The organism is Novipirellula rosea, from assembly GCF_039541335.1.
Lineage (GTDB): Bacteria > Planctomycetota > Planctomycetia > Pirellulales > Pirellulaceae > Novipirellula > Novipirellula rosea.
Map to the genome: position 1 here is coordinate 94,591 of NZ_BAABGA010000041.1, position 24,257 is coordinate 118,847.

General features: G+C 55.5%; 20 protein-coding genes and 1 tRNA gene. 8 read left to right on the forward strand and 13 right to left on the reverse strand.

The window, feature by feature from the left end; genetic code table 11:
* Positions 1 to 25: 25 nt before the first annotated feature.
* Positions 26 to 1,102 (reverse strand): mannose-1-phosphate guanylyltransferase, encoded by a 1,077-nt coding sequence (locus ABD971_RS17285; protein ID WP_345324096.1) that lies wholly within the window; start codon positions 1,100 to 1,102, stop codon positions 26 to 28.
* Positions 1,103 to 1,262: 160 nt separating this feature from the next.
* Positions 1,263 to 2,543, reverse strand: a complete 1,281-nt coding sequence (locus ABD971_RS17290) for a hypothetical protein (protein ID WP_345324098.1) — start codon at positions 2,541 to 2,543, stop codon at positions 1,263 to 1,265.
* Positions 2,544 to 2,764: 221 nt separating this feature from the next.
* Between ABD971_RS17290 and ABD971_RS17295 the strand changes: the two genes are divergently transcribed.
* Both ABD971_RS17295 and trhA read left to right on the forward strand, forming a co-directional pair.
* The gene (locus tag ABD971_RS17295) at positions 2,765 to 3,712 is read left to right on the forward strand and encodes an alpha/beta hydrolase (protein ID WP_345324100.1); all 948 of its coding nucleotides are present in this window, start codon (positions 2,765 to 2,767) and stop codon (positions 3,710 to 3,712) included.
* Positions 3,700 to 4,365, forward strand: coding sequence for a PAQR family membrane homeostasis protein TrhA (trhA, locus tag ABD971_RS17300; protein ID WP_345324102.1), 666 nt, complete (start codon positions 3,700 to 3,702; stop codon positions 4,363 to 4,365). Before ABD971_RS17295 ends, trhA begins: the two co-directional genes overlap by 13 nt.
* 18 nt (positions 4,366 to 4,383) lie before the next feature.
* Here trhA and ABD971_RS17305 read toward each other — a convergent pair whose 3' ends face one another.
* The 6 genes from ABD971_RS17305 to glgX all read right to left on the reverse strand — a co-directional run bounded on the left by ABD971_RS17305 (position 4,384) and on the right by glgX (position 9,479).
* A complete protein-coding gene (locus ABD971_RS17305; protein ID WP_345324104.1) occupies positions 4,384 to 4,824 on the reverse strand; it encodes an SRPBCC family protein in 441 nt (146 codons plus the stop codon).
* A gap of 39 nt (positions 4,825 to 4,863) precedes the next feature.
* Positions 4,864 to 5,328 carry a DUF1579 domain-containing protein gene (locus tag ABD971_RS17310; RefSeq protein ID WP_339943396.1) on the reverse strand — a complete coding sequence of 155 codons (465 nt, stop codon included), beginning with the start codon at positions 5,326 to 5,328 and terminating at the stop codon, positions 4,864 to 4,866.
* Positions 5,329 to 5,560: 232 nt separating this feature from the next.
* Positions 5,561 to 5,633: transfer RNA gene (locus tag ABD971_RS17315), tRNA-Glu, on the reverse strand.
* 79 nt (positions 5,634 to 5,712) lie between these two features.
* Positions 5,713 to 6,303, reverse strand: coding sequence for an ATP-dependent Clp endopeptidase proteolytic subunit ClpP (gene clpP / locus ABD971_RS17320; protein ID WP_339943398.1), 591 nt, complete (start codon positions 6,301 to 6,303; stop codon positions 5,713 to 5,715).
* Between the two features lie 90 nt (positions 6,304 to 6,393).
* Positions 6,394 to 7,029: a ClpP family protease gene (locus ABD971_RS17325; RefSeq protein ID WP_339943400.1), complete on the reverse strand. Its 636-nt coding sequence runs from the start codon at positions 7,027 to 7,029 to the stop codon at positions 6,394 to 6,396.
* Positions 7,030 to 7,376: 347 nt separating this feature from the next.
* On the reverse strand, positions 7,377 to 9,479 hold the full coding sequence (glgX, locus tag ABD971_RS17330) for a glycogen debranching protein GlgX (protein ID WP_345324108.1): 2,103 nt from the start codon (positions 9,477 to 9,479) through the stop codon (positions 7,377 to 7,379).
* Positions 9,480 to 11,083: 1,604 nt separating this feature from the next.
* Here glgX and ABD971_RS17335 point away from each other — a divergent pair.
* Both ABD971_RS17335 and ABD971_RS17340 read left to right on the forward strand, forming a co-directional pair.
* On the forward strand, positions 11,084 to 11,716 hold the full coding sequence (locus ABD971_RS17335) for a response regulator (protein ID WP_339943403.1): 633 nt from the start codon (positions 11,084 to 11,086) through the stop codon (positions 11,714 to 11,716).
* A gap of 172 nt (positions 11,717 to 11,888) precedes the next feature.
* Positions 11,889 to 13,271 carry an enolase C-terminal domain-like protein gene (locus tag ABD971_RS17340; protein WP_345324111.1) on the forward strand — a complete coding sequence of 461 codons (1,383 nt, stop codon included), beginning with the start codon at positions 11,889 to 11,891 and terminating at the stop codon, positions 13,269 to 13,271.
* 87 nt (positions 13,272 to 13,358) lie between these two features.
* Here the strand turns inward: ABD971_RS17340 and rdgB are convergent, their stop codons facing one another.
* From rdgB to ychF, 4 genes are all read right to left on the reverse strand, one after another.
* Positions 13,359 to 13,970, reverse strand: a complete 612-nt coding sequence (gene rdgB, locus ABD971_RS17345; protein WP_345324113.1) for an RdgB/HAM1 family non-canonical purine NTP pyrophosphatase — start codon at positions 13,968 to 13,970, stop codon at positions 13,359 to 13,361.
* A 35-nt stretch (positions 13,971 to 14,005) separates the two neighbouring features.
* Positions 14,006 to 14,359: an amidohydrolase gene (locus tag ABD971_RS17350; RefSeq protein WP_339943409.1), complete on the reverse strand. Its 354-nt coding sequence runs from the start codon at positions 14,357 to 14,359 to the stop codon at positions 14,006 to 14,008.
* Positions 14,360 to 14,477: 118 nt separating this feature from the next.
* Entirely contained in the window at positions 14,478 to 15,071 is a 594-nt protein-coding gene (locus ABD971_RS17355) for a hypothetical protein (RefSeq protein ID WP_345324116.1), read from the reverse strand.
* Positions 15,072 to 15,325: 254 nt separating this feature from the next.
* On the reverse strand, positions 15,326 to 16,417 hold the full coding sequence (gene ychF / locus ABD971_RS17360; protein WP_345324118.1) for a redox-regulated ATPase YchF: 1,092 nt from the start codon (positions 16,415 to 16,417) through the stop codon (positions 15,326 to 15,328).
* Between the two features lie 357 nt (positions 16,418 to 16,774).
* Here ychF and ABD971_RS17365 point away from each other — a divergent pair, with 357 nt between their 5' ends.
* The 4 genes from ABD971_RS17365 (at position 16,775) to ABD971_RS17380 (ending at position 21,151) form a co-directional block, all read left to right on the forward strand.
* Positions 16,775 to 17,596 carry a hypothetical protein gene (locus ABD971_RS17365; protein WP_339943416.1) on the forward strand — a complete coding sequence of 274 codons (822 nt, stop codon included), beginning with the start codon at positions 16,775 to 16,777 and terminating at the stop codon, positions 17,594 to 17,596.
* Between the two features lie 412 nt (positions 17,597 to 18,008).
* Positions 18,009 to 19,103: a redoxin domain-containing protein gene (locus ABD971_RS17370; protein WP_345324120.1), complete on the forward strand. Its 1,095-nt coding sequence runs from the start codon at positions 18,009 to 18,011 to the stop codon at positions 19,101 to 19,103.
* 181 nt (positions 19,104 to 19,284) lie between these two features.
* On the forward strand, positions 19,285 to 20,262 hold the full coding sequence (locus ABD971_RS17375) for an SDR family oxidoreductase (protein WP_339943420.1): 978 nt from the start codon (positions 19,285 to 19,287) through the stop codon (positions 20,260 to 20,262).
* An 85-nt stretch (positions 20,263 to 20,347) separates the two neighbouring features.
* Positions 20,348 to 21,151: a DUF1559 domain-containing protein gene (locus ABD971_RS17380; protein WP_345324122.1), complete on the forward strand. Its 804-nt coding sequence runs from the start codon at positions 20,348 to 20,350 to the stop codon at positions 21,149 to 21,151.
* A gap of 13 nt (positions 21,152 to 21,164) precedes the next feature.
* Here ABD971_RS17380 and ABD971_RS17385 read toward each other — a convergent pair whose 3' ends face one another.
* Positions 21,165 to 24,140, reverse strand: a complete 2,976-nt coding sequence (locus ABD971_RS17385) for a carboxypeptidase regulatory-like domain-containing protein (RefSeq protein WP_345324124.1) — start codon at positions 24,138 to 24,140, stop codon at positions 21,165 to 21,167.
* Positions 24,141 to 24,257 lie beyond the last annotated feature (117 nt).

Sequence of the window (24,257 nt, forward strand, 5' to 3'; positions counted from 1 at the left end):
TTTCATACGCAGTGGATCGTGCGGGCTACAGCAGGCCTTCGAGACCCTTCTCTTTGAGCTGTTTCGCGACTTCGCGAACTCGTTCTTCGGCGTGTTTTGGGGCGACCAGCGTTGCATCCGGGGTTTGTACGACAATCAAGTCGTCGACGTCGATCGTGACCACGGTATGACCATCGTGAGTGTTGACGATGCAGCCTCGGCTGTCGATGCCGATGTGGGATCCGACAACCGTGTTGCCTGCTGCATCCGGCTCGTGAAGTCGTGATAACGCTTGCCAGCTGCCGACGTCATCCCATGGAAATTCGGCTTCGATCACGACGACGTTCGGATATTGTTCCATGACGGCGTAATCGATCGACTTGCCTTGGATCGCTGCAAACTCTTTCTCAAGTGTTTCGGCGTAATCAGGCTTTCCGATCCGGTCGGCGATCGCAGCGATGTGCGAATACATCTCAGGCTCGTTCTTTTGCAAAGCGTCGAGGATGGTCGATGCACGCCACAAGAAAATGCCGCTGTTCCAGTAGAACGACCCTGCTTCGAGATAACGACGAGCCGTTTCGGCATCGGGCTTTTCACGAAACTGTTTGACTTGGAACACCGACGCACCCTCTGCGGCGATCGGTTCGCCGCGTTCCACGTAGCCGAACGACTCGGCCGCGTACTTGGGCGGAATTCCATAAGTCACGATTCGCGTTGGGTCTTCTTTGATCAAGGCCTCGCCGGCCGCGATGGCGGCCTGGAACGCCTCGTGCGAAGTGATCACATGATCCGAGGGCATCACGGCCATGATCGCATCGTTGTCTTCGTGATGAACCAACGCGGCTGCGAGTCCAACGCAAGGGGCTGTGTCGCGTTTGCACGGTTCGCCGACGATGTTTTTCGGCAACAGCGACGGCAACTGTTCTGCGATCGCATCGACCAATACTTTGTTCGTGACAATCATTTGCCGCGACGCAGGAACCAAGTCTCCAAGTCGGTCGATGGTCGATTGGATCATCGTGCGGTCCCCATGCAGTGTTAGCAATTGCTTGGGACGAAGCGTGCGGCTGGCAGGCCAAAATCGTGTGCCGCTGCCGCCCGCCATGATCACTGCATGAAGCATGATTTGTCTCTCTGGTGAAGGATTCATTCGTGACGTGCTGGGAAAGCCGCCGATGCCTGTTGGTTTGTTTGCTGCACAGCGTAGACAATCGCGGGTGCTTTTGAAACGCCACCGAGCTTGTCAAATTCGCTCGTGCTGCGATTCGCGAAGTTTTAACAATTTACGTTTCAGGTTGGATCGCGGCCGCGTCGTCGCCCAGCAGCGTGATCTCCCAATCGGCGATCGGACGCAGCATTGCCGCTTCCTCGGCTGAGGGCAGAAAGATTCGCACGTCACGAAGGTCCAATTCCCGCAGGTCGACCGATCGATCGGATCGCCATTCACGCTCGCGTGTCCAATCGAACGTTTTTCCTTTGGCTTGAAAGCGAAATTGGTCCTCCGCAGCGAGCTGGTTTCGCTGTTTTGGATCGCCATAGATGACCGGTTTCAGTCCGAGTTGCTTGGCGGCATCCAGACGGATCGCAACTCCATACGGCTCGTCATCCCAGCGGCCAAGGTGCGAACGATACTTGCGTTTGTGCAGTCGGTCTGCCAACGGAACTTCCGAGAAACAGACCACCGGATATTTTTTTGAACTGGTGATGGCATTGGCCACGATCACGCCGCTGCGAACGATGCGGGCAAGCGTTAGCAGAGGGCCGCTGCTGGGGATCCGCGACGCACTGTCTGCGATCCGATTCAGCAGCAGTTCGTCTTGGTATTGATGGTCGGTTTGCCCGGGCCAGGGGCCATCGCAACCGCGAGTGGTGTGCGTCAACCATTGGCCGTCCGAGCGTGTCCAGGCGATGTCGTTGTTCGTTCCGTGATCCCCACGAACAATTGAGACGCCATCATGCGTTTTGGATGTTGCACGTTCGGGGCGAGTCAAGTACCAACCGATCGCGCCGTCGGCAATCAACTCGGGCGCGGCCGATGGGACGTCGGCGATCACCGCGACGCGTGTCGATGTATCGCGTAGTGCGGCGATCCGAGCTTTCAGGTTCGTTTCAATCTTGCCGCCTGGACGGACGTAAACCGCATCGACGCGGTCAGCGATTCCAATCAACACCGCGTCCCTGGATAGCGGTTCGGTGGACTGGATCCGGCAGACGTCCGAGTGATCGCAAGCACTGCCATCCTCTGGGTTCACCACCAAGCGGATTATCGGGACATGGAACAGCTCGGCGGCGCGAGTCGCCAGCGGGTCGATCGCCGAGCCCGCTGCGACCACCAACGTCGACTCGCTGTGGCGAAGATCGAGCATCCGGCGGGACAAAAATTGACAGACCCAGCGGTGTAGATAGGGATCGCGACCTAGCCGGCTGGCCGTAATACCAACCAGGGTGGACGCAGTAGCTACAGAATCGCAGGAGTGGATTTCCGATGCGTGCAGCGAGATCGCAGCGCAGACTTCGAGCCGGTGGAGCCGTCGTTCCAGGTTGGCTGCGAGGTCGTTGGGCACGTGATGGGTACCCCGCGGAAACTTGTTTTCAGACAAAGGATGGATGTAATACAAACGTAATCTTAATGTATCTTTTTCGCTGGCGGGTTGCCCGATCCGTGGTCGGGCGAAGACAATTGGACGCGTGTCGGAGTCTGAAATGCTATCGTTTCTGACGCCCGGGCCTGCGGGCCTCGACGCTCCCCTCCGCACCCCTTCCTTGCTATACCTTCGAGAGAATTATGAAAAACACTCCCCACGCTCTCACTGCCCGCTCTCTAATGTTCCTTGGTTTGATCGTATTCACCGGGACGCTGCAGGCGGAAAAGCCTGCTGCTGTAGCCGCCGCAAACACGGCGTCGCCCGATGCGATCGTGAACGTTTGGCCGAGTGAGCCACCTGCGTGGACGGCGCCTAGCGAAGCAGAGAAAGACACCAGCGACGAGAACAGTCGTCAGGTCGCAGGAAAATATGTCACACGGATCGGGAACGTTTCGACGCCGCAGTTGTACGTCTACCATCCCAAGGCCGATGTGAAATCGGATACCGCGATCGTGGTTTGCCCCGGCGGCGGATATTCCATTTTGGCATGGGATCTCGAAGGGACCGAGATCGCAGAATGGCTTCAGGAAATTGGCGTCACCGCCATCGTATTAAAGTACCGCGTTCCGACGCGAAGCGAAGACGAAAATTGGAAGCCCGCGGTCCAGGACATCCAACGCGCGATCAGCATGGTTCGCAGCGGCGCGGTCGAGGGTGTTTCAGCAAAGCGTGTGGGCGTGCTTGGATTTTCTGCGGGGGGCAACGCATCGGCTCGCTCAGCAACGGCGAGCAAGCGATTCTATGACGCGGTCGATGAGCACGATTCTGCGAACTACGTCCCCGATTTTGCCGTGTTGGTTTACCCCGCTTGGCTTGTCGAGAAGGACGATAATTCGACGTTGATCGATGACATCCAAGTCACCGAAAAGACACCGCCGATGTTTTTTGCTCACGCTCGTGATGATCGCATCAGTTGCTTGGGAAGTGTGACATTATTTACCGAACTTCAAAAACACGGAATCAATGCGGCGCTGCATGTGTTTGGTAGTGGAGGGCACGGATTTGGTTCGCGTCCCAACGACCAGCAAACCGATGCGTGGCCCGAACTACTCACTCTTTGGATGCGAGACCTGAAGTGGATCAAGTGAAAACGTTGGAATCAAAAACGTTGGACATCGGCGACGCTCCGGTCAAGCTCGACGAGGAATGGGCCAATGCGCTGACGCACGGAATCGCCGCTCTCGTATCGACGATTGCGGCCGCTTTTCTCGTGCGGGCTGCGTTGGACGTCAGCCAGGGGGCGGCGATCGCCGCAGCCGCCTACATGGCGTCGGTGATCGGAACATTTGTCTCGTCGACGTTGTCGCATCTGATTTTTCGCCAACCGATGCTCGATAATCTGCGAGCCTGGGATCAAGCGATGATCTACACGATGATTTCGGGGACGTACACGCCAATCATCTATGCTCACGCGCCCGATGGCGTTCGCGATCCGCTGTTGATCGCGATTTGGGTTGCGGCGGCGGTCGGATTCTTCGGCAAAGTCTTGTTGCGGCACCGAGTCAATTCGATTGGCACCATCTCGTATTTGTTGCTCGGTTGGTTACCGGCGATTCCGTTAGCGGGATATGTTCCCGCTCCGCTGGTGTCGCTGATGATTACCGGCGGCGTGTTGTATTCGATGGGCGTCGTGCTGTTGATCAACGATTCTCGGATCAAGTACCTGCATGCCGGGTGGCATCTTTTCGTGATGATGGCCGCGACGTCACACTTCTTAGGGATTTGGTGGTACGCGCTGTAGGGTCTGCGTGTCGCCGGGCTATGCAGCGGTTTCACAGAACTTTTTTAAGCTTTGCATTTCCAATTCACTGGCCTTGCTGTGTGATCGCTTCATCATCCAGCCAAACAACAACATGAACCAGCGGAAGATGCCTTTGCCCGTCACGTTGGCTCTCTGAGTCACTCGGGTACGACCTTTTGATTCGTTGAAAACGTACTCTGCGTCGATGTCGAACATGTCGCCTGTCATATGGACCGCGTGGACGTACGGCGGTTCGTGACGCGTCACGACGCCCGCAAACTCCATTCGTTTGCCATGATCCTCGGTCACTGTACGGAACGTGGTTCCGACGCCGCCCGGTTTTTCCTCGATCACTTCGTCTTCGATCACAATGATGCTCCACTGAGCCACGTGCTGGTGAGTGAGCCGAAATACGTCGTCGATGTTGCGGTCGATCTGGATGCTGATTGTGCTTTGCATGGCTGTCTCGGATCCACCTTCGGTTTATCGCGGTGGTGTTTAGTGCACGCGGTGGTAAATCGTCTCGACCGCTTTGGCTTCCATCCCTTCGGGGTGGACATTGTAGGCGGTGATCATGAGGTGGTCGTCATCATGCGATTCGAATTCGGTTTTCCAGCCCCATTTGGGATGGTTGACCGCAACGTCATATTCGCCGAACACACAAAAGCCGTGTTTGGATACCGGGCCTTGCGAAAACATGATCGCATCATTCATGTGGAAATCATCGATCCACGAGCACTGGAAGGTCTGCAAGATCACGTTAAAGGCGATCAGTTCCTCGCCGCTGCGGGGCTTGCCCTGGATCGAACTTTGATAGGAATGGCGAAGAAAGCTGCCTTCGAGCACTCGCGTGATCTCGCCGCGGATCGGAGATTCATCGGCGATTTGACCGGGCTGGAACCAAGTTCGACAGGTGCCTTCCCACTTTCCTTTCATCTTTGCAAACAAGATTTTGTGAGGCATGGCGAGTCTCCTTGGATCAAGATCAGAAAAAGAGAACTCCCCCTAACGGTGACAAAACGATGGAATCGATGTCTCCGCTAATGGGGGGGCGGTGTGCGCTCTGCTAAAAGCATAACGTACATCGCCGCCAAGATCGATGAAAAGAAAGGCTGTGCGGGTAAGTCAGGAGCGTTTTGTGAGAATCGTCCCGATAGAAACACGCAAACTTGGCTGAGGTTTGATCAAGCCTCAGTACCCCCTAAGGGATTCGAACCCCTGTTTCCGGACTGAGAGTCCGGCGTCCTGGGCCGCTAGACGAAGGGGGCGGTCGACGCGGGAACCGCGGCAAGCGAGTTGCCGCGGGTGATACATTTCCGCTGTCGTCGGTCCGCTGCTGCGGCCTGCTTAGACTTGGCCCGCTTTGTGGACCACTTTGTCGATCAAACCGTATTCGCACGCTTCGTCGGCCGACATGAAACGGTCGCGATCGGTGTCCTGTTCGATCTTTTCAAGCGAGTGACCGGTGTGTTCGATCATCAACTCGTTCATCCGTTTCTTGATCCGGCGCAATTCTTCGACGTGAATTTCTACTTCACGCGCGGTTCCTTGCATCCCCGCAAGCGGTTGGTGGATCATGATCCGAGCGTTGGGAAGCGCGTAGCGTTTTCCCTTCGCGCCGGCGGTCAACAGTGCGGCACCCATCGATGCAGCTTGGCCGATGCAGTACGTTGCAACGTCGCAGGAGACGAATTGCATCGTGTCATAGATCGCCATGCCTGCGGTGATACTGCCACCAGGGCTGTTGATGTACATGTGGATATCGGCTTTGGGATCGTCCGATTGCAGGAACAACATCTGCGCAACCAGAGCGTTGGAAATCTGGTCGTCGACTTGTTGGCCGAGGAAGATGATCCGGTCTTTGAGCAGTCGGCTGTAGATGTCATAGACGCGTTCTTCGCGTCCGCTTTTTTCGACAACGTAGGGAATGATGGGCATGCTTATAAACTTTCGACGGTATGGGGGCAGTGGGATTCAGATAAAATGACGACGTCTTGGAAGCGAGATTGGAGGGTCTCGTTCATCGGACTATTTTTTGTCGTCGTCGTCATCGTTGTCGTCCGCAGGTGGCTTGACCAAGATGTCGTCGACAAGCCCATAAGCCTTCGCTTCTTCGGCACCGAGGAAGAAGTCGCGGTCGGTATCCTGCGAAATCTTCTCTACCGATTGGCCGCTGTGCTTGCTGATGATCTTGTTCAACACGTCGCGGTAACGAAACATTTCAGCGGCTTGGATTTCAATGTCGCTGACTTGGCCGCCCACACCACCCATCGGTTGATGCATCATCACGCGGCTGTTGGGCAAACAGAAACGCTTGCCTTGAGTTCCACCGACGAGCAAGACTGCGGCGCCGCTGCAGGCTTCGCCGACACAGTACGTGGCGACGGGGCACGACAACATCTGCATCGTGTCATAAATCGCCAGCGTCGCGGTGACCGATCCGCCAGGGGAATTGATGTAAAAGTGGATGTCTTTGCGACGGTTTTCGCTCTGCAGATAAAGCAGCTTCATTACCACGTCGTTGGCATTGGCGTAGTGAATCTCGCCTTGCAGAAACACGATGCGGTTTTCCAAAAGCAAATCGCCAAGAGTCAGTTGACGCTGACGCTGATAGCTCTGGTACGAATGGCTATTGGAAAGTTCGTGAAGGGGGGAATGGTTCATGCAATCTCTTTCAGTGCAGTGAGGGGTTGCCATATTTTTGCGGCAGTACCCCGGTGACTTCTACTTGGAGGAAGACGAGTCAGGGTGTCTCGTGTCTTAGTGTTCGTGATTATTGCAAAGATGGCAAGACGGGTTGCCCAGCCGCCGTGGTCTGCAGGCGGCTGATTGCAGGAAAAACGTGGATTTACGGTGCTAGCAAAATGCCACCGCCTCGGGTCCCCCACAGGCGACTCGAGGCGGTAAGCGAAATTGACAGCCGTGATGCCATTTGACTTTGGCACCAAGCGGGTGGCTTTTGAAGCGGCGACAGCAGGGGCGATCGCCCTTGAATCTCGCTTCTGCCCTGTTTACGAGGCGGATTGAGGCGATTCGATCTGGTTGACGTAGATCTTCAACGAGTGGCAAGGCACATCGATCACCCGATTGCTCGGTGGCATCGGCCCATTCAGCTCGGGGAACACCTCGTTCGGAGATTCCGCAGCCGTGTCGACAAACAGGTTCCACTTCATTCCGCGGCCGACTTCGGGCAGCATGAATTCGCGGTTTTGTCCGGTGCTGTTAAACATCATCACCACGTCGCGGCCGACGCCTTCGGGATCGTCCCGGCGACTCGGAGCCGCGATGTAGGCGACCATCGCCAAATCGTGTTGCCCCCAGTCAAGCGGAGTCCCCGCCGCCGAATACCACGAGACGTCCGGAATCATCCGCCCATCGACAGGTTGCCCAGTCAAAAATTCTCGGCGACGTACGGTCGGTTGAGCCTTGCGGAACTCGATCAACGATTTCACAAAGCGAACCATGTTGGCGTTCTTTTTGACCAATCGCCAATCAAACCAACTCAGCTCGTTGTCCTGGCAATAGGCGTTGTTGTTCCCCTTCTGAGTCCGTCGGCATTCATCGCCGCTGACCAGCATCGGGACGCCCTGGCTAAGTAGCAAGGTGGTCAACATGTTGCGAATTTGACGCTCGCGGATCGTTCGCACGCCTTTCTTGCGTGACGGACCCTCTTCGCCATAGTTGTCGCTGATGTTGTGGTTGTCACCGTCACGACCTTCTTCGCCATTGGCCAAGTTGTGCTTGTCTTTGTACGACACCAAGTCGTTCATCGTGAAGCCGTCATGGCTGGTGATAAAGTTGATGCTGCAATGAGGCGGACGCCCAGCGTGCTCGTACAAATCGCTGCTGCCGGCCAGCCGTGTTGCCAACGATCCGAGTGTTCCACCATCGCCTCGCCAAAAACCACGAACGTCATCACGGTAACGACCGTTCCACTCGGCCCAGCGGTGGTTGCCAAACGATCCCACCTGATATGCTCCGGCGGCATCCCATGCTTCGGCGATCACTTTGGTGTTCGCAAGCATCGGATCTTCGGCAATCATCTCGACCATCGGCGGATTGGGAATCAAGTTCCCCTTGGTGTCTCGGCTCAGGATGCTGGCCAAGTCAAAACGGAATCCATCGACGTGGTAGTTGTAGACCCAGTGACGCAAGCAGTGGAAAATCATTTCACGGACAACGGGATGGTTCCCATTGAGCGTGTTGCCACAACCCGAGTAGTTGCTGTAGTGTTGGCCTTCGCTAAGGATGTAATAGACTTGATTCTCGAGTCCTTTGAAGGAAATCGTCGGCCCGTTTTCGTTGCCTTCGCAAGTGTGGTTAAAGACCACATCCAGGATGACTTCGATCCCCGCAGCATGCAGCGCCTTGACCATCTGTTTAAATTCGACGACTTGAGCGCCTGGTTCTTTGCCATGCGCGTAACCGCGATGGGGCGAAAAGAACGCCATCGGGTCGTAGCCCCAGTAATTGGGACGCTCAAGTTTTTTGCCATGCGGATCACGAATCGGAAATTCATTGATCGGCATCAACTCCACGGCGGTGATCCCCAACGACTTGAGGTACGGGATCTTGTCAATCACGCCGAGATAGCTGCCGGCGGTTTTGACCTTTGCAGTCCGGCTCTTGGTGAACCCACGGACGTGCATCTCATAGATCACCGTCTCGCTCATCTCGTGACGTAAATGGCGATCGCCTTCCCAATCAAATGTGTCTTCGATCACGACACATTTGGGCGGGCGAACCACACCATCGTTGCTTGGCAAATAGGTGCCCGCGAGAGCTTGGGCATAAGGATCGATCAGACGCGCCGAAGGGTCAAATCGCTGTCCATGCTCGGGATCCCAAGGACCACTTGCTTGGTAATGGTACAGTTGGCCGTGCGCGAGACCGGGAACATGCATGCTCCAGATATCGCCACGGCGATCATTGATGGGGTCAAACTCGATCACCTCGCTCGGTTCACGATCGTTGACTTTGTTGTACAGCAGCAAACGCATTGCGGTCGCCGAACGGCTGAACACGGAAAACTGAACGCCAGTGTCCTGCAGTGTCGAGCCGTAAGGGGCTTGGTAAGCAAATTGCTGTTCGGGGCACGGCTGTTTCATGAGCATATTGCAGGTTCCTCTATCAAAAATGCTAGACGCTTTTAGTGCAGCGGAGAAAATGTAGGCTCCCATGCCTCGCTTAACCGGGCTTCCTCTATCGTGACGCTCCACCATGCTGCGTCCGTCTGAGTCATTGGGGGGCCGCGAATTCGCCGCTGTCTGAAGTGCCTTATCGAGTGTCTGTGACGTTGGCGATGAACTTTCATTCCAAACAAGTCCCAGTTGCTCAGGCACCAGGGTCTTAAACGGATAAATCGGTTCAGGTCGCTAACGAATCAAACCTACCACGCCTCTACATGCATGCCGGAGAAAGACCGATCGCGTCTGACTTTTACCGACGTCGCTATGTGTGAAACGCCGTCTAGCGATTCCGTAACAAAGAAACCTCCCAGGTGAATTAGAGAAACGGTGATGATTAATGTGAAGAATCATAGCCGAAATGCCATGCGGGGAGCACCAAGGAGGCTTGTTTAGGTGCCCCGGCCTGGACAAAGGTCGCGGGCCGTCCTTTATCACCGCAGCACGGACCCACATCATGCCGGAATCCAGCGATGCGGTCGCAGCCAACGCGAGACCGTTTTTTAGGGACTCGCCTGTGGTCTTTTGTAGCAGCCGTTTGGGCTCGTGGTTCGTTGCCCCGCAAATGCGAATCGCCACCTGCTGGCAAAGGTAGCTACCCGAAAAATGCTTCACAGCGTTGCCGAAGATGCTTTGTCTGCTTGCCGGGATTGTGTCTGGGGTTACCGCTAGGTTTGGCTGTCGAGGAATCCGAGAATCTGATTTTCCGTGATTCAAAAGGTCGATTTGTCGCATTTCGCGACAGCGGTTTTTTGTATAGCGGTAAGCCGCACGCTGTTGTTTCCTGCCGTACGGAAAACGAATCGCCATTAGCGAAGAAGAGACAAATAGCTCCCAGTCGCAGCGATGCAGCAAAACGACCTCGGGTCATGAAATCAAGCAAGAAAGACCGGTGATTGCTTGAAATAAGAGCAAACCGGCAAACTTTCCTTTTTGAGTTTGGAGGCAGTCCGGTAGAGGGGCGTTTGGTTCGGAAAACAGAAAACCGTTCTGGTAATCGCGTTTTGTCCCCCCCGTTTCGTTGTCGGGATCAACCCATTTCGCATTCAATTGACTAGCGCCCCCCTTCCCCCCCCTATTTTCGTGTTAATAATAGGGGGGTGACTTCAACAGCCGATTGGACGAAGGGACCTTGCGGTCCCCGCTGCGGCGGACTTAAAACCTGCTGGCCGTGTTCTCTTTACCGAACCTGTCGATTTGAATCGATGCGGTAAAAACAGCGGTTTTTCGCGATGTTTGTAGTCAGGAAACAGTCACCAAGGGAGCAGTGATGCAATTGCACTGCGGTTTTGGTGAACGCGACAACCAGAGTGAATCGAGCGGTGTACTCAGGAAAATGTCAAACTTTTAAAAATGAGTTTTGGTTTGGCGGGTTGCTGGAGTAAATCATCATCCTGCGTAAGGGTGAGCACCCGAATAGAGTAAGCTTTACGGCGAATGTCGCTGGTGAGGTATCCCAGGCACACTTGACGTGGTGGGAAAATTAAGAAATTGCAGATACGCGAATCTCTTCTACTTACAGGAATAAGAAAATGACCAAGAAGCTTCTGATTGTTGATGACCACGAGATCATTCGAGTCGGCATCGCGCTGCTGCTCGAGGGGACCGACATCGAGGTTGCCGGTGAAGCGACCACCGCGGCTGAAGCTCTCAGCCAAGTCGAAGCCATTAAGCCCGACGTGGTTCTGTTGGACATCCGCATGGAAGGTGGCGATGGACTGAACGCTCTTGGGCGTATCAAGCTGGACCACCCCGATCTTCCAATCGTATTGTTCTCGGCGTACGACAACCCAACCTACATCGCTCGTGCCGTTGCACTGGGTGCCGCAGGTTTTGTGTTGAAATCGGCTGGCCGCGAACGTTTGACCGAAGCTCTCAAGCTGGCTGTTTCGGGCGAATCGGCATGGACCCGCGAAGAACTGCGACGCGTCACCGGTGCCTTGGCAACGCCTCGTTTGAGCCAGGACATCGAAGTCCCTTTGACTCAGCGTGAAAGCGAAGTTCTTCGTCAAATGGCCCTCGGTTTGACCAACAAAGAAATCGCCAAGATGCTCGGCATCAGCTATGAAACCGTGAAGGAACATGTCCAGCACATCCTTCGCAAGATCGGCGTTAGCGATCGTACTCAAGCCGCTGTTTGGGCTGTTCGTAAGAACTTGGTCTAGTGCGGGAGGGGTTGCGAGGAGAATCAATGATCTTCGCAACCCATCGAGCTAGCTCGTTTTTTCAGAACAACCGGCAAAGTATTTGATACTTTGCCCGTTCGGTTGATGCAAAATCCAGCGACGTGGATTGTGGTAGTCGAATATCTCTCCAAATTCGGCTACAGTTTCAGGCATGAAAACCTCAACTGATTTACAACGCGTCGAACTGAATGTACGCAGCGAGACCTATGATTACCGAACGCCAATGAAGTTTGGCGGGCGAGTGGTCACGGATGTCACCGTGGTTTCGGTCGATTGCAATGCCGAATCTGCCTCGCGAGCGGCCTCTGGGCTTGGCTCGATGACAATGGGAGTCGCCTGGGCATGGCCCGATCCGTCGGTGGGCGATACTGAAAAGCTCGACATCGTCGTTGAATTGGTCGGACGAATCGCAAAAGCGTTCTCCGGCAGCGAGTTGACTGGGCATCCGCTGGATATCTGTCATCAGATGATTCCAGTGCGCGAGTCGCTTGCGAAACAGCTTGCATCCGAGCGAGGGTTGAGCTCTCCGATTCCTGATCTTGCCGTGCTGCTTGCAGCGTCTCCGGTCGAGGCGGCGTTGTTCGATGCGCATGGCAAAGCAGCTGATCAAAGCAGCTACGCGCTGTTGTCACAGCCTTATCTCGAGCATGACTTGGCGCATTACCTCGGTGAATCCGCCTATCGTGATGTGTGGCTTGGCGATCTGATTTCGGACAAGCCCGTCCCTTCGATGCCACTGTATCATTTGGTCGGCGCCCTTGATCCGCTTGGCGATGGCGATCTGGATCAGCCCGTCGGCGATGGGTTGCCTGAAACGCTGCGTGACTGGATCGTTCGCGATGGCTTGACCCATTTGAAAATCAAGCTCAATGGCGACGACTTGGATTGGGATGTCCAGCGTGTGATCCGAACGCACCAAGTCGCCAGCAGCGTTCGTGAAAAACCGGCGTCCGGTCAAGCGGATTGGGCCTTCTCGCTCGACTTCAACGAAAAGTGCGCGGACGAAGAATATGTTTTGTCGGTGCTCGAACGTATCACCCGCGAACAACCTGATGCACTTCGTTGCATTCAGTACATCGAGCAACCGACGCACCGCGATTTGGAACGCTTGCCGGCGATCACGATGCATCGTGTTCGCGAGCGTTTGCCGGTGGTGATTGATGAATCGCTGGTGAACCTTCGTTCGCTTCGCACGGCGATCAAGCAGGGGTACAGTGGGATCGCACTGAAGGCATGTAAGGGGCACGCCGAAGCATTGTTGCTGGGGGCCGTCGCGCGTCACGAAAAGCTGTTTTTGTGTGTCCAGGATCTGACGTGCGTCGGAGCGTCGCTGTTGCACTCGGCTTCATTGGCCGCTCATATTCCGGGCGTTGCCGCGATCGAAAGCAATGGCCGCCAATATTCGCCGGCCGCCAATCAACGCTGGATGGCAGACTTTGGCGAGTTCTTTGAAGTTCGCGGTGGCCAAGTTCCAACGCGAATGCTCTCGGGCCCCGGCCTCGGTTATGGAAACGATCCTGCGCTCACGCAGTAAGAGCCTCGCGATCCTAAATGTGGGATAGGCTTCGATCCGGTCATCGAATCCACAACAGGCGGAAAGCCTATCCCACGTTGAAGAAGCCTATTGATCGATCGCTTCGATCAGCCGTAAGAACTCGGGCACAAATTGCCGCAGTGCTCGTGAGCGGTGGCTGATCGCTCGTTTCACGGTCAAATCTAAATCGCCAAACGTGCGGTGGTATTCGCGGATGATAAACAGTGGGTCGTAGCCGAATCCGGCCGTGCCTTGCCGCGTGTGGGCAATCCGGCCTGTGCATCGTGAATTGGCTTCCAATCGCACGTTGCCTTGTGGATCCGAAAGGCACAGGTAGCTATTGAAATGAGCCGTCCGGCGGTCATCCGGCACGTCCTTCATTGCCGCCAGCAGTTTGTCGTTGTTGGCTTCGTCGTCACCATGGGTGCCGGCGTAACGAGCCGAGTGGACTCCGGGTTCACTGCCCAGCGCATCGACGGTCAGCCCGCTGTCTTCGGCCAGCACCCATTGGCCGAGATGTTTGGCCTGTTCGGTCGCTTTCAAGGCCGCGTTTTCCGCGAATGTGGCTCCCGTTTCGTCCACGTCGATCGAGCCTTCGATCTCGGCCAGTGCCAACAGCTTGACGCGATCCTGAGGCAATAGCAGTCGTAGTTCGATCAGTTTTTTTGCGTTGTTAGTACCGACAACGAGCTGGAACATGGCAGCAGCCTAAGAGATGGAAAATGGGGGGGCGATTATTTCGAGATCGCATCGGCGATCCGGTCCACGGCAGTACGCAGCGATCGCGCCGCCATGACAAAATTGGTGTGGCCGCTGACCTCGGGCTGAATCGCTTCGTAAAGCTCGGTGGCCTTACGAAGCTTGCCGATTTTCTTCTTCGCCATCTTTAGGTAGACCGCAGCGTCGTCGACCTCATCGATCGGTCCGACCGCCAGGATAAAATCGTAGAGATCGCGGACAACATCACGAAGATCTTCGTCATCCTCGGCTTCATCGCAATGTTTCAGGAAAGTGCGGACCATCCACACATGCGTGATCTCGGTATCGATGCTGCGAACACGCGACATCGGATCCGTCGCTGGTTCCATGACAGATTCGTCACCGTGAAAGGACAATGGTTGTTAAAAAAAATAACGATGCTATTATCGCCCCCCTTCGAGGCGACTAGCCCGAGCCGACTAGCTCGAGGCGACTAGCTCGAGGCGACTAGCTCGAAGCTTCGTTTGGCGTTTCGACCGCCTCGTCGGTCACGGCTGCTTCCTCCGCCACCGGGGCATCAACCGCCGCCGCTGGTTTCGGTGCGGCCGCATGGCCATGCGGTGTATTCATCGCCACAATCACAACGCCGACCACTGTTAGCAGCATGCCGACCCACAGCAGCGGATTGATCGTGACGTCGCCGTGCAATTTAAGGATTGAAACGATCGCCGATACCGAAACCGCACCGCCAAATACGATTGGCATCACCAGCAATGCGTTACCTCGGCTGGTCATCATCGCGGTCGTCAAGCAGACCGCACCGAAGGCGCCCAAGACGCCTGCCAAAAATCCCCACTTCATCGTCGGGAAATAGGCACCGGAATAGCTGAACGAGTCACCTTTCATTTTCATCATCAGCAAACCGCCACAAATCGCGATCACCAAATAGGCGATCCCAATGAAGACGTACGGCTTGAAGGGAGACCACATCGGGACGCCGTTCACTTTCGGGGCTTGAGCGTTCCCGATCGTAGGTCCGTAACATCCCCAGAAAATAGCGGTGCCAAGGGCAAATAGAATTGGGATCAACATTTTGTTCATGTAACGCTCGGTTGGAGGGGCGGTGCAGTCAGAATGGGGCGAAGCAGCAGGAGGTAATCAGGTAGGTAGAAGTCTTTCGGTTTATTAGCCGTTTGGGCCAACTAAATTAGCGTAGCGGAAGTCGTCAAGGCTTTCGTTCCATTGTGTATGCCCCCGAAACTCTTGACGAGTTCCGCTACGAAATGCTTCACAGCGTAACGTTTTGGCGATAGCCATGGTTCTAACGTTCAACCGGGGGGCTAGCGTCCAAACGGCTAGACGTTGAACAGGAAGTGACAGATGTCGCCATCTTTCATGACGTAGCTCTTGCCTTCGACGCGTAGTTTACCGGCCTGTCGAATTTCTTTTTCGGATTTGTAGGTTTCGAGGTCTTCCAGTGTGTAGACCTCGCAGCGGATGAAGCCGCGTTCAAAATCGCTATGGATCACGCCGGCGGCTTGGGGCGCGGTTGCTCCCTTGGGAATCGTCCATGCACGGACTTCTTTTTCGCCGGCAGTGAAGTAGCTTTCCAGCCCCAGCGTGCTGTAGGTCGCCTGGGCAATTTGATTCAGTGCGGGCTCATCGAGTCCGACTTCGGCCAGCATTTCACTGCGATCAGGTTCCTCGAGCTCGGCCAGTTCGGCTTCCAGTTTCGCACACACGCAGACCACGGTCGCGCCAACCTTGGCCGCTTGATCGCGTACCTTTTGCACGAGCGGATCTTTGCCTTCGAGGTCATTTTCGCTGACGTTGGCGACGTACAGAACCGGTTTGGCCGACATCAACCCATAGCTCGAAATCGCAGCTGCTTCGACGTTGTTCAGTTCAAGCGTCCGTAGCGGTGCGTCCTTGCTGAGGTGAGCGTTGCATTTTTCGATCACGGCGACCCGCAGTTTTGCTTCCTTGTCACCGCTGCGGGCGGTCCGTCCGGCTTTGCCCAGCGCGTTTTCAAGCGTTTGGATGTCCGCCAGCATCAGTTCGGTTTCGATCGTATCCATGTCGGCGATCGGGTCGACGGTGCCTGAAACGTGAATCACGTCGGGATCGTCAAAACAGCGAACGACTTGCACGATCGCGTCGACTTGGCGGATATGGCTGAGAAATTTGTTGCCGAGCCCTTCTCCTTCACTGGCCCCTTTGACGATGCCCGCGATATCGACCAGCTTCAGGATCGCGGGGATGGTCTTTTGAGGGGTGATGAAATGGGTGATTCGGGTTAAACGCTCATCCGGAACGCTGACCATTCCTTCGTTCGGTTCGATGGTGCAAAACGGATAATTTTCACTTTGGGCCGCTTTGGATGCTGTCAAAGCGTTAAACAGCGTACTTTTACCGACATTCGGCAGACCAACAATTCCGGCTTCCATGGCAATGATTTCTATGTGAACAACGAGATGTTAACCCGGAAATTACGTGCTAATCGCTGCGAGGCGAGAATATCCGCATACACCGGGCTGAAGGCGAAATCGTATCAGCGAAAGCGGTTTGCGCTAACGGTGGACGCCGTTCAAATTCAGTTCCCTGCGATGCTTTTTCGAAATCGAGGAAAGTTTTTCCGAAATTGGCTTCAGAAAACCGCTCTCGGCGGCCGATACCTTATTCTTGCAAGATGCAGCCCTTTTTAGGTTTCAAGGACGAAGCTGGTCGTCGCTTTTCACCAGCGGATTGTTCGTTGGTGCGTAAGCGGTTTCCGTTCGCTTTCCATCCAGCTGCGAGCAATTCCATTGCGAAACCTTACTCTTGGCGTTCTGATCGTCTCGGGCGGCACTTTGGCCGCGTTGCCGTTTCGACGTGCCCCCGAAATCGTTGCCCCTGAAACCATCGATCTGATGCCTGGGTCGCTGTTGAGTGCGAATACGCCTCAGGCCCCCCGCCCGAATCGATCCTCACAGAGTGCCGTCCAGTCCTACGCATCGCCGGTGCCGCCGAGTTTGCGTACCGATCTGACCGAAGATTTGGTCCTCGAAACGACCACGATTGACGCGCTGGACACCGAGTCGTTCGATTCGTTCTCGTGGAACAAACCCTCGATGGCGGACTCGTGGGCAAATCGGCGCCAACAGGCGTACAAACCGCTGACGTACGAGGATTTGGCCGTGCCGATCTCGCGGCCCGACGTCGTCAACGAACGCTTTAGTGCCACCGCGTCGGCGCAGCAACAATCTGTCGAGCGATCACGGGATGCCGACAAGGTCGTTGCCAAAATGCAGCCGATGGAAGCCGGGGTGTCCAACGATCCATGGCCGCGACAATCGCCCGCCGGGGATACCCACGGGGCCGTCCGCGGAAAAGTCGCGGCGGCAGAGATCCAGGACCTGTTCAAGGGAAGTGAGCGATTTGCCCAAATCGACGCCTTGCGGAGCCGCGCAGCCGATGGGGAGCAACCTGCACCGCAGGCCTCCGCAACGACGACCGCAGCGGTCACACCGCCGCGACAAAACGCAACGTTGGCAAGCAGTCCGCAGCGTCCGCTCGAACCGACCTTGCCCGCCCCCACCCAGCGGCCGGCCGAGCGACCGAGGCAATGGATCACCCAGCCCAATTGAATTGTCGCTACTAAATGTCGTTGATCGTTCCGCGATCTAAACGCGATGCGTAAAAGAAGCGAACCACTTGCATCACCTTTCCGCCCCAAGGAGATGGTTGATTCCGTTAGCCGTTTTGGCCAATACTGTGAATCATTTCCTGTAGCGGAACTCGTCAACAAGAGTTTCGGGGAGGAGGCGTCATGGAAACGAAAGCCTTGACGGCTCCCGCTACGCTAAATTTGCACAAACGCGATGAGAGAAAATGCTTCACGACGCCCAAACGGCTAACATGAGAAGCGGTGATGTCGTGCTATTTCCGCAGTCTCCCGAGGGGGATGTTTTTCCGCGAGCAAACGATTCCAATGAACGGCAACGTTTTGCAGTGATCAAAACGCTCCTCCTCTTCTTCTCGCGATCTTTCGGTGCGGTAATGTCAAAGCTCTTTCTCATGTTGTCGCTCGTCTGCATCGCTGCAATCGCGGCAAGTACTAGTCCGCTCGCCGCAGAAACGACGCGTGATTCGATCAACGTGCCTCCGGTGCTGTTGCAAATGATTCGCGATTCGGCAATCCAGACCGAGCTGAATCTAACGGCAAATCAGCTCACGTTACTGCGTGAGATCCTGGGCGAGGTCGATGGTCCTTGGTTCCGCGCTCGCAATCTAAAGCCTGACGAACAACGCCCGATCGTCGATCAGTTGACACAGACGCTCGCCTCGCGTCTTGATTCCATTCTCGATCCAACTCAGAAAGCACGACTGGACCAACTCGTATCGCAAGCCCTTGGAACACGAATGGTGCTGCGAGAAAATGTGCAAGCGAAGCTTCAGATTAACGAGACTCAAATGCAATCGCTCGTTGACACCTTTGCTCAAACCGATACTCAGTCGTTTGAGTTACAACAGGCTGTCGTCGCGGGTGAACGTTCCGCAGACGAAGCCAACACAGCGATCAACGATCTGAAAGCGGCCGAGCGAGAAAGCTTGCTGAAAATACTCACCAACACTCAGCGGTCCAAGATCGGTTCGCTGACGGGCAAGCCGTTCGATTTTGCGAGTGTCAAACGCACCTACCCGCTTGCGCCCGAATTGCGAAGCGAAGGAGCCAAGTGGATTGATGGCACTGCGGCGACGCTACAGCAGCACCGAGGCAAAGTGGTGGCGGTTCATTTCTATGCGTTTCAGTGCATCAATTGCAAACGCAACCTGCCGCACTACACCGCTTGGCACAACGATTACGCCGACAAGGGGCTGGTGGTGATTGGCATCCAAACGCCCGAGACATCGTCGGAGCGAAAATTTGACCAAGTCCGAGCCGCCGCCAAGGCCGAAGGGATCAATTACCCGGTCATGCTCGATGCCGAATCCGCCAATTGGAAATCGTACAACACGACGATGTGGCCGACCGTTTATTTGATCGACAAGGAAGGCTTTATCCGCCGTTGGTGGCAGGGCGAAATGAATTGGCAGGGCACGCCTGGCGAGCAACAAATGCGGACCACGATCGAAGCCCTATTAGCCGAGTAGACCCTGCAGAATGACATAATCCCCCAATCACGTGCCGCCCTCAGCCGAACTGCTATAAAACTCGCCTCCGTGGTGGTACACTCAATCCATCCCCGCGGTTTGGCCATCCCAGCCATTTGGCTATCCCAGTCGTTATGGCCATCCTGTTTGCTTTGATTTTTACCTCCGAGAGTTTGAAGATATGTCCAGTGAGTTTGAGCGTCTTCGCGGTGCCCGGTGCCTTGTCACGGGCGGTGCGGGATTTATTGGATCGCACCTTGTCGACGCCTTGCGTGGTGCCGGCGCCACCGTCCGGGTGCTCGACAATTTTAGCACCGGGTTTCATCACAATCTCGAGCACACCCAGTCCGACGACGGGGTGGAAATCGTCAACGGCGATGCGTCCGATGCCGATTGCGTCCGCAGTGCAACCGAAAATATTGACTATATTTTTCACCACGCGGCGATGGCCAGCGTGCCTCGCAGTATGCGAGAACCAGCATTGTGCCACGCCTGGTGTGCCACCAGCACTGTGGAGCTGCTGAAAAGTGCAGCGGAAAACGGCGTCAAACGCTTGGTGTTGGCGTCCACCAGTGCCGCGTACGGAGACTCGCCATTTGTTTCCAAGCGTGAATCCGATCCGGTGGCGCCGTTGTCGCCTTACGCGGCAGCAAAATTGGCAGCCGAATCTTATTGCCAAGCGTTTTATCGCGGCTTTGGATTGGAAACCGTGGTGCTCCGCTACTTCAACGTGTTTGGGCCTCGCCAAGATCCCAAGAGCGAATACAGCGCGGTGATCCCTCGTTTCGTTTCGATGATCCTTTCGGGGGACCGGCCGATCATTTACGGCGATGGCGAGCAATCACGTGACTTTGTTTACGTTCGCGATGTCGCGCGGGCCAACATGTTGGCAGCCACCTCGCCGGACGCTCCCGGCGGCACCTTTAATGTCGGGCGTGGTGAGCGAACTTCGCTGCTGATGCTACTGAATTCCTTGCGTGACATCCTTGGTCAAGGCATCGAGCCGATTCACGAGCCACCGCGTGCCGGTGATGTTCGCGATTCACTTGCCGACATCAATGTCGCACGAAATCGACTCGGTTTTGAACCCCAAGTCACGATCGATCAAGGCTTGGAAATGAGCGTTGATTTCTATCGTAGCCTTGTGGTGAATGCTTAAAAGTCGTGCCGCTTTGAGGCAGCGTGATGCGTAAGATTTGACGGTTATTCCTCTCTCTCTCTCGTTCAATTAGCGATGTGAAACCATGAGCAACGACAATCCGTATTCGCAGCCCGAGCAGCCCCAGCAACCTTATCACCAGCCGCCTGGGAAATCGGATGGCAAATCGACGATGGTCATCGTCGGCGTGGTCCTGGCGGTGGCATTTGCCGTGATGTTGGTGTGTGGCGGGATTTTGGTCGCGTTGATGTTGCCTGCGGTGCAAGCGGCCCGCGAAGCGGCTCGCCGGATGCAGTGTTCCAACAACATCAAACAAATCGGTTTGGCGCTGCATAATTATCACTCGACCTATAATTCGCTACCTCCGGCCTACACCGTCGACGCCAACGGTCGCCCGCTGCACAGTTGGCGTTCCATCATCTTGCCGTTCGTGGAACAGCAAGCCCTATACGACCAGATCGATTTCTCAAAGCCGTGGGATGCACCGGAAAATCAAGCCGTCGCAATGACCGTCGTGCCAACGTACAGTTGTCCGTCGACGGAAATCGATCCGACAATGACAACCTATGTCGCGGTCGTGCATCCACAAGGAATCATGTCGGGGGCGACTCCGACCACGTTCCGGCAAATCATCGACGGTCTATCGAACACGTTGATGGTCGTAGAAACCGATTCTGCGAACGCGGTCAACTGGATGAGCCCCGATGATATTGATCTACAAGCCTTTCTGGCCTCCGGAGCCGCGCGAGACCACGGCGGCCATCCGGGCGGCGCCCACGTGCTGATGGGCGACGGCGCCGTGCAATTCGTGACCGATTCAGCGGATCAAAACTTGCGAAAAGCGTTAGTCACCAAAGACGGCAACGAAGATTTTTCGGCCGGATTTTAGCAGGGATTTCCCGTCACTTGTCCTCGTTCGAGGACGCGAGTTTGTTGACGAACTTCGCGACATCGTCTTCGCTCAGCCGTTGACGAGTCTGGTTCAACATTGCGGCGAAATGGGATTGCCCCGTTTCGCTTGACGGGAACCCGATGTTGCTGCCGCTTTCGGCGTGGTTGGACGTGACCAACTTCTTGCCCGACGCATCGAGGATCGCAAACCACGGGATGCCTCCCTCGGCTCCATCGCGAAGTTCTTTCATGATTTCGCGGGCACCCTTCCAGCGGTGATCCATCTTCACCAGGATATAGTCTTCCTCCCACTCGCGGTTTTCCTTCAGGAAACCCGATAGTCGATGGCACGGTCCGCACCATGTTGCGGTTTCTTGCACGATAATGCGTTTGTTTTCCGCTTTTGCTTTGGCCAATGCCTCGTCGAGCAGCTCTTGGGCGTCAAGCGATTCGGTCTGATGTTGACGTAAAATCTTGAACAGCTTTTCCTTCGATAATTCGTCGCCATCACACACGGCGTCCGAGTCGATCGTCGCCACCTTTTGCCCATCGTGATCGAGAATAACCAGCAAGAAGTCTCCACGTTTTGCCGCGATGGATTCATCAAGTTTTTCGGCTAACTCGATCGCCGCATTTTGCTTTTCCCCGCCAGTCGGAATGGCCATGAATAAAAACTCGCCCCGCATTTCGCGAAAGTCTTTGTCCTCATAGCGAATCTGCATCAGCTGGTGGATACGCGGATCTTCACTCTGTCCAAACACAACCAGCAGATGTTGATTGACGAGTTTGATCGAGTTGAGGGCTCGTTCGTAGCGTTCCATTGGCGTTCCTTTCACCGCGAATGCACCTGCGATACGTTCCTCCAACGTCGGCGGAACATAGCGTTTCGGGGGCGGTGGGGCTTGCACGTCGCCCAAGCTCAGCGATTCACCCGATGCCACTTTCCACTTAGGTAGCGAGCGATAATAGCCTTCCTTGGTAACGCCAAGGTTGACCGAATATTCAAATCCACCCACGAGTCCGTCGATCGTAAATTGTCCTTCGGAATCCGTGACGACGCTGCCGCCGAAGCGTGTGCTCCACGTTTGCCCCGTTGCCGCCGGAACATTGATGCCGTAGTCAATCTTCTGATTCGGCCAAGGTTGTTCGGTGTCATCCGCCAGCAATCGGCCGGTGACCGAACCGGTCGGTTCGAGTCTGACATCGAGCGATGTTTGTTCGGGATCGACAATCACCACCGCAGCAAGTGTCTTGGCTGGATTCTCGACATGGACATAGGTTGGTTCCTTGTAACGCATCACGCGAAACGTTCCGTCGGCGGCACTGCTGGCTTGCCAGTCGCGACCACGAAAGTCTTGGGGGACGCCTTCGATCGTCGCGGATGCGACCGGTTCGCCGTCCGTCGCAGCGGTGACCTTGCCTGTCAATTCGACTTCTTTGCGAAGCACCGTGGTGACGTTCATTTCAAGCTCGGATTGACCAGCAATTTCGAACTTGTCCGCCTTCTCCTGTTTTGGCGGGCGGATGTCATAGTGACCGTCGCCGAGTGTAAATTCGAAGTTGCCGTTCTCGTCGCTGATCGCGTGGTAGAAAGCCATTGGACAAACCCATTTGCGTGATTGCTCGGGGTTTTTCAGTTCCACGCCCTCCATCGAATTCAGGTCGCTGCCATATTGATAAACGATCACACGTTGGTTCGGGATCGGTTCGCCATCGCTTTCGTCGGTCAGCGTGCCAAAAACTCGCGTCGCCTCGCGAAGAACAAAGTCTTTGCCCGTGACCGGCTCATTCGCACGGACCGCAAACCCTGTTTGCGGCGCAGCGGCCCATCGCGAATCTCGGACGGTAACGAGATAAATTTGCTCCGGGGCAACGTGGATTTCATAGTTGCCTTGTTCGTCCGTCGTCGCGGTTCCCGAGCTGTCATCCATGCTGTAACCGTCGCCGCGAGCGGAGACGGTAATCTCGGACGCGGGGCTGCCATCGGCAGCGGTGACGGTTCCGCGAATCGGCACGAGACGGTCCAGTTGCATTTCGAAGGATCCGTCACCCGTTGCGGTATCATAGATGCCTCGCGACCGGACGAATTCGTCAGCGGAGGGCCAGATTTGTAGAGGATCCATTTGCCAAGCTGGTAGCCAAGCAAATTCTAGTTCGCCCTTCTCATCTGTCGTCTCGCTGAATGCGTCAACAAAAAAGCTAAGATTCAACTGGTTCGCTTCAGAATCTTTTTTGAGCAGCCAGACGTAGGATCGGATCGACGGAATTGGGTTTCCGTCGGTGTCGGTCATGCGAACTCGCAGCGGCTTTGCCCCATCCAACCGAAGTGTTTCGCCGGTTTCGCTAGGGAACTCTGGTGACTGCGTCAGCATATCCGAGCGTTGATGACGTGGTAATGCATAGACTCGGTAGTCCAGTCCCTCGTTGTCTTTCCAAGCGACAATCGCCTGTATCCGATCCGATTTTGGATAACGGAACGTGACCGAACCGGATTCATCGGTCAACAAACCGGTGACGTTGTTGGGGAAGTTCAGTTGGACCGCGACCGAGGCACCGTCGAGCGGTTTGTCTTCCGCATCGACCACGCGAATCGATCCCACTTTGGTTTCCGAAAGCTGGATGACGAGATCATTCGTTTTAACGACATCGTTCTCGGTTTTTAGTCTGGTGACGGCAAGTTGTTCGCCATCGGAACTGCTCGCGCGGACAGCGATTCCGGGAAGTGCAGCCCGCTGGACTTTGATCGCCAGTTCAAACGTGCCGTCATCTTTTGTCGTGATGTGCTCGTTAAGTTTGCCATACGCAAGGCTCAGCCGAACCGTTGCGTTTGCTGCGGGGACGCCCGCCACCGAAAGCACCTTGCCGGACACAATCACCGTGGCCGGTTTATTTTGCTCAGCTGAAATGCTGGCGAGGCTGAGGCCGGCAAGAATCAGGAAATTCCAATAGATCGTTGCGACACGTCGCAGTGGGCTGCAAGGTCTCATTGCGCTGACTTTCGAAGGGAATCGGTTTCGGGTTTGCCTTGGATCGAAGTAAACCACGATCATAGCCGATTCGATCCGCTGTCGCAGGCAACGGATTGCACTTCGTATTCCAGCTGC

Bases quoted from the DNA above. Each gene is read 5' to 3' on its own strand.
- ABD971_RS17285 (WP_345324096.1), bottom strand. From the start codon at position 1,102: ATGCTTCATGCAGTGATCATGGCGGGCGGCAGCGGCACACGATTTTGG.
- ABD971_RS17295 (WP_345324100.1), top strand. From the start codon at position 2,765: ATGAAAAACACTCCCCACGCTCTCACTGCCCGCTCTCTAATGTTCCTT.
- ABD971_RS17305 (WP_345324104.1), bottom strand. From the start codon at position 4,824: ATGCAAAGCACAATCAGCATCCAGATCGACCGCAACATCGACGACGTA.
- ABD971_RS17310 (WP_339943396.1), bottom strand. From the start codon at position 5,328: ATGCCTCACAAAATCTTGTTTGCAAAGATGAAAGGAAAGTGGGAAGGC.
- clpP (WP_339943398.1), bottom strand. From the start codon at position 6,303: ATGCCCATCATTCCCTACGTTGTCGAAAAAAGCGGACGCGAAGAACGC.
- ABD971_RS17325 (WP_339943400.1), bottom strand. From the start codon at position 7,029: ATGAACCATTCCCCCCTTCACGAACTTTCCAATAGCCATTCGTACCAG.
- glgX (WP_345324108.1), bottom strand. From the start codon at position 9,479: ATGCTCATGAAACAGCCGTGCCCCGAACAGCAATTTGCTTACCAAGCC.
- ABD971_RS17335 (WP_339943403.1), top strand. From the start codon at position 11,084: ATGACCAAGAAGCTTCTGATTGTTGATGACCACGAGATCATTCGAGTC.
- ABD971_RS17340 (WP_345324111.1), top strand. From the start codon at position 11,889: ATGAAAACCTCAACTGATTTACAACGCGTCGAACTGAATGTACGCAGC.
- rdgB (WP_345324113.1), bottom strand. From the start codon at position 13,970: ATGTTCCAGCTCGTTGTCGGTACTAACAACGCAAAAAAACTGATCGAA.
- ABD971_RS17350 (WP_339943409.1), bottom strand. From the start codon at position 14,359: ATGGAACCAGCGACGGATCCGATGTCGCGTGTTCGCAGCATCGATACC.
- ABD971_RS17355 (WP_345324116.1), bottom strand. From the start codon at position 15,071: ATGAACAAAATGTTGATCCCAATTCTATTTGCCCTTGGCACCGCTATT.
- ychF (WP_345324118.1), bottom strand. From the start codon at position 16,417: ATGGAAGCCGGAATTGTTGGTCTGCCGAATGTCGGTAAAAGTACGCTG.
- ABD971_RS17370 (WP_345324120.1), top strand. From the start codon at position 18,009: ATGTCAAAGCTCTTTCTCATGTTGTCGCTCGTCTGCATCGCTGCAATC.
- ABD971_RS17375 (WP_339943420.1), top strand. From the start codon at position 19,285: ATGTCCAGTGAGTTTGAGCGTCTTCGCGGTGCCCGGTGCCTTGTCACG.
- ABD971_RS17380 (WP_345324122.1), top strand. From the start codon at position 20,348: ATGAGCAACGACAATCCGTATTCGCAGCCCGAGCAGCCCCAGCAACCT.
- ABD971_RS17385 (WP_345324124.1), bottom strand. From the start codon at position 24,140: ATGAGACCTTGCAGCCCACTGCGACGTGTCGCAACGATCTATTGGAAT.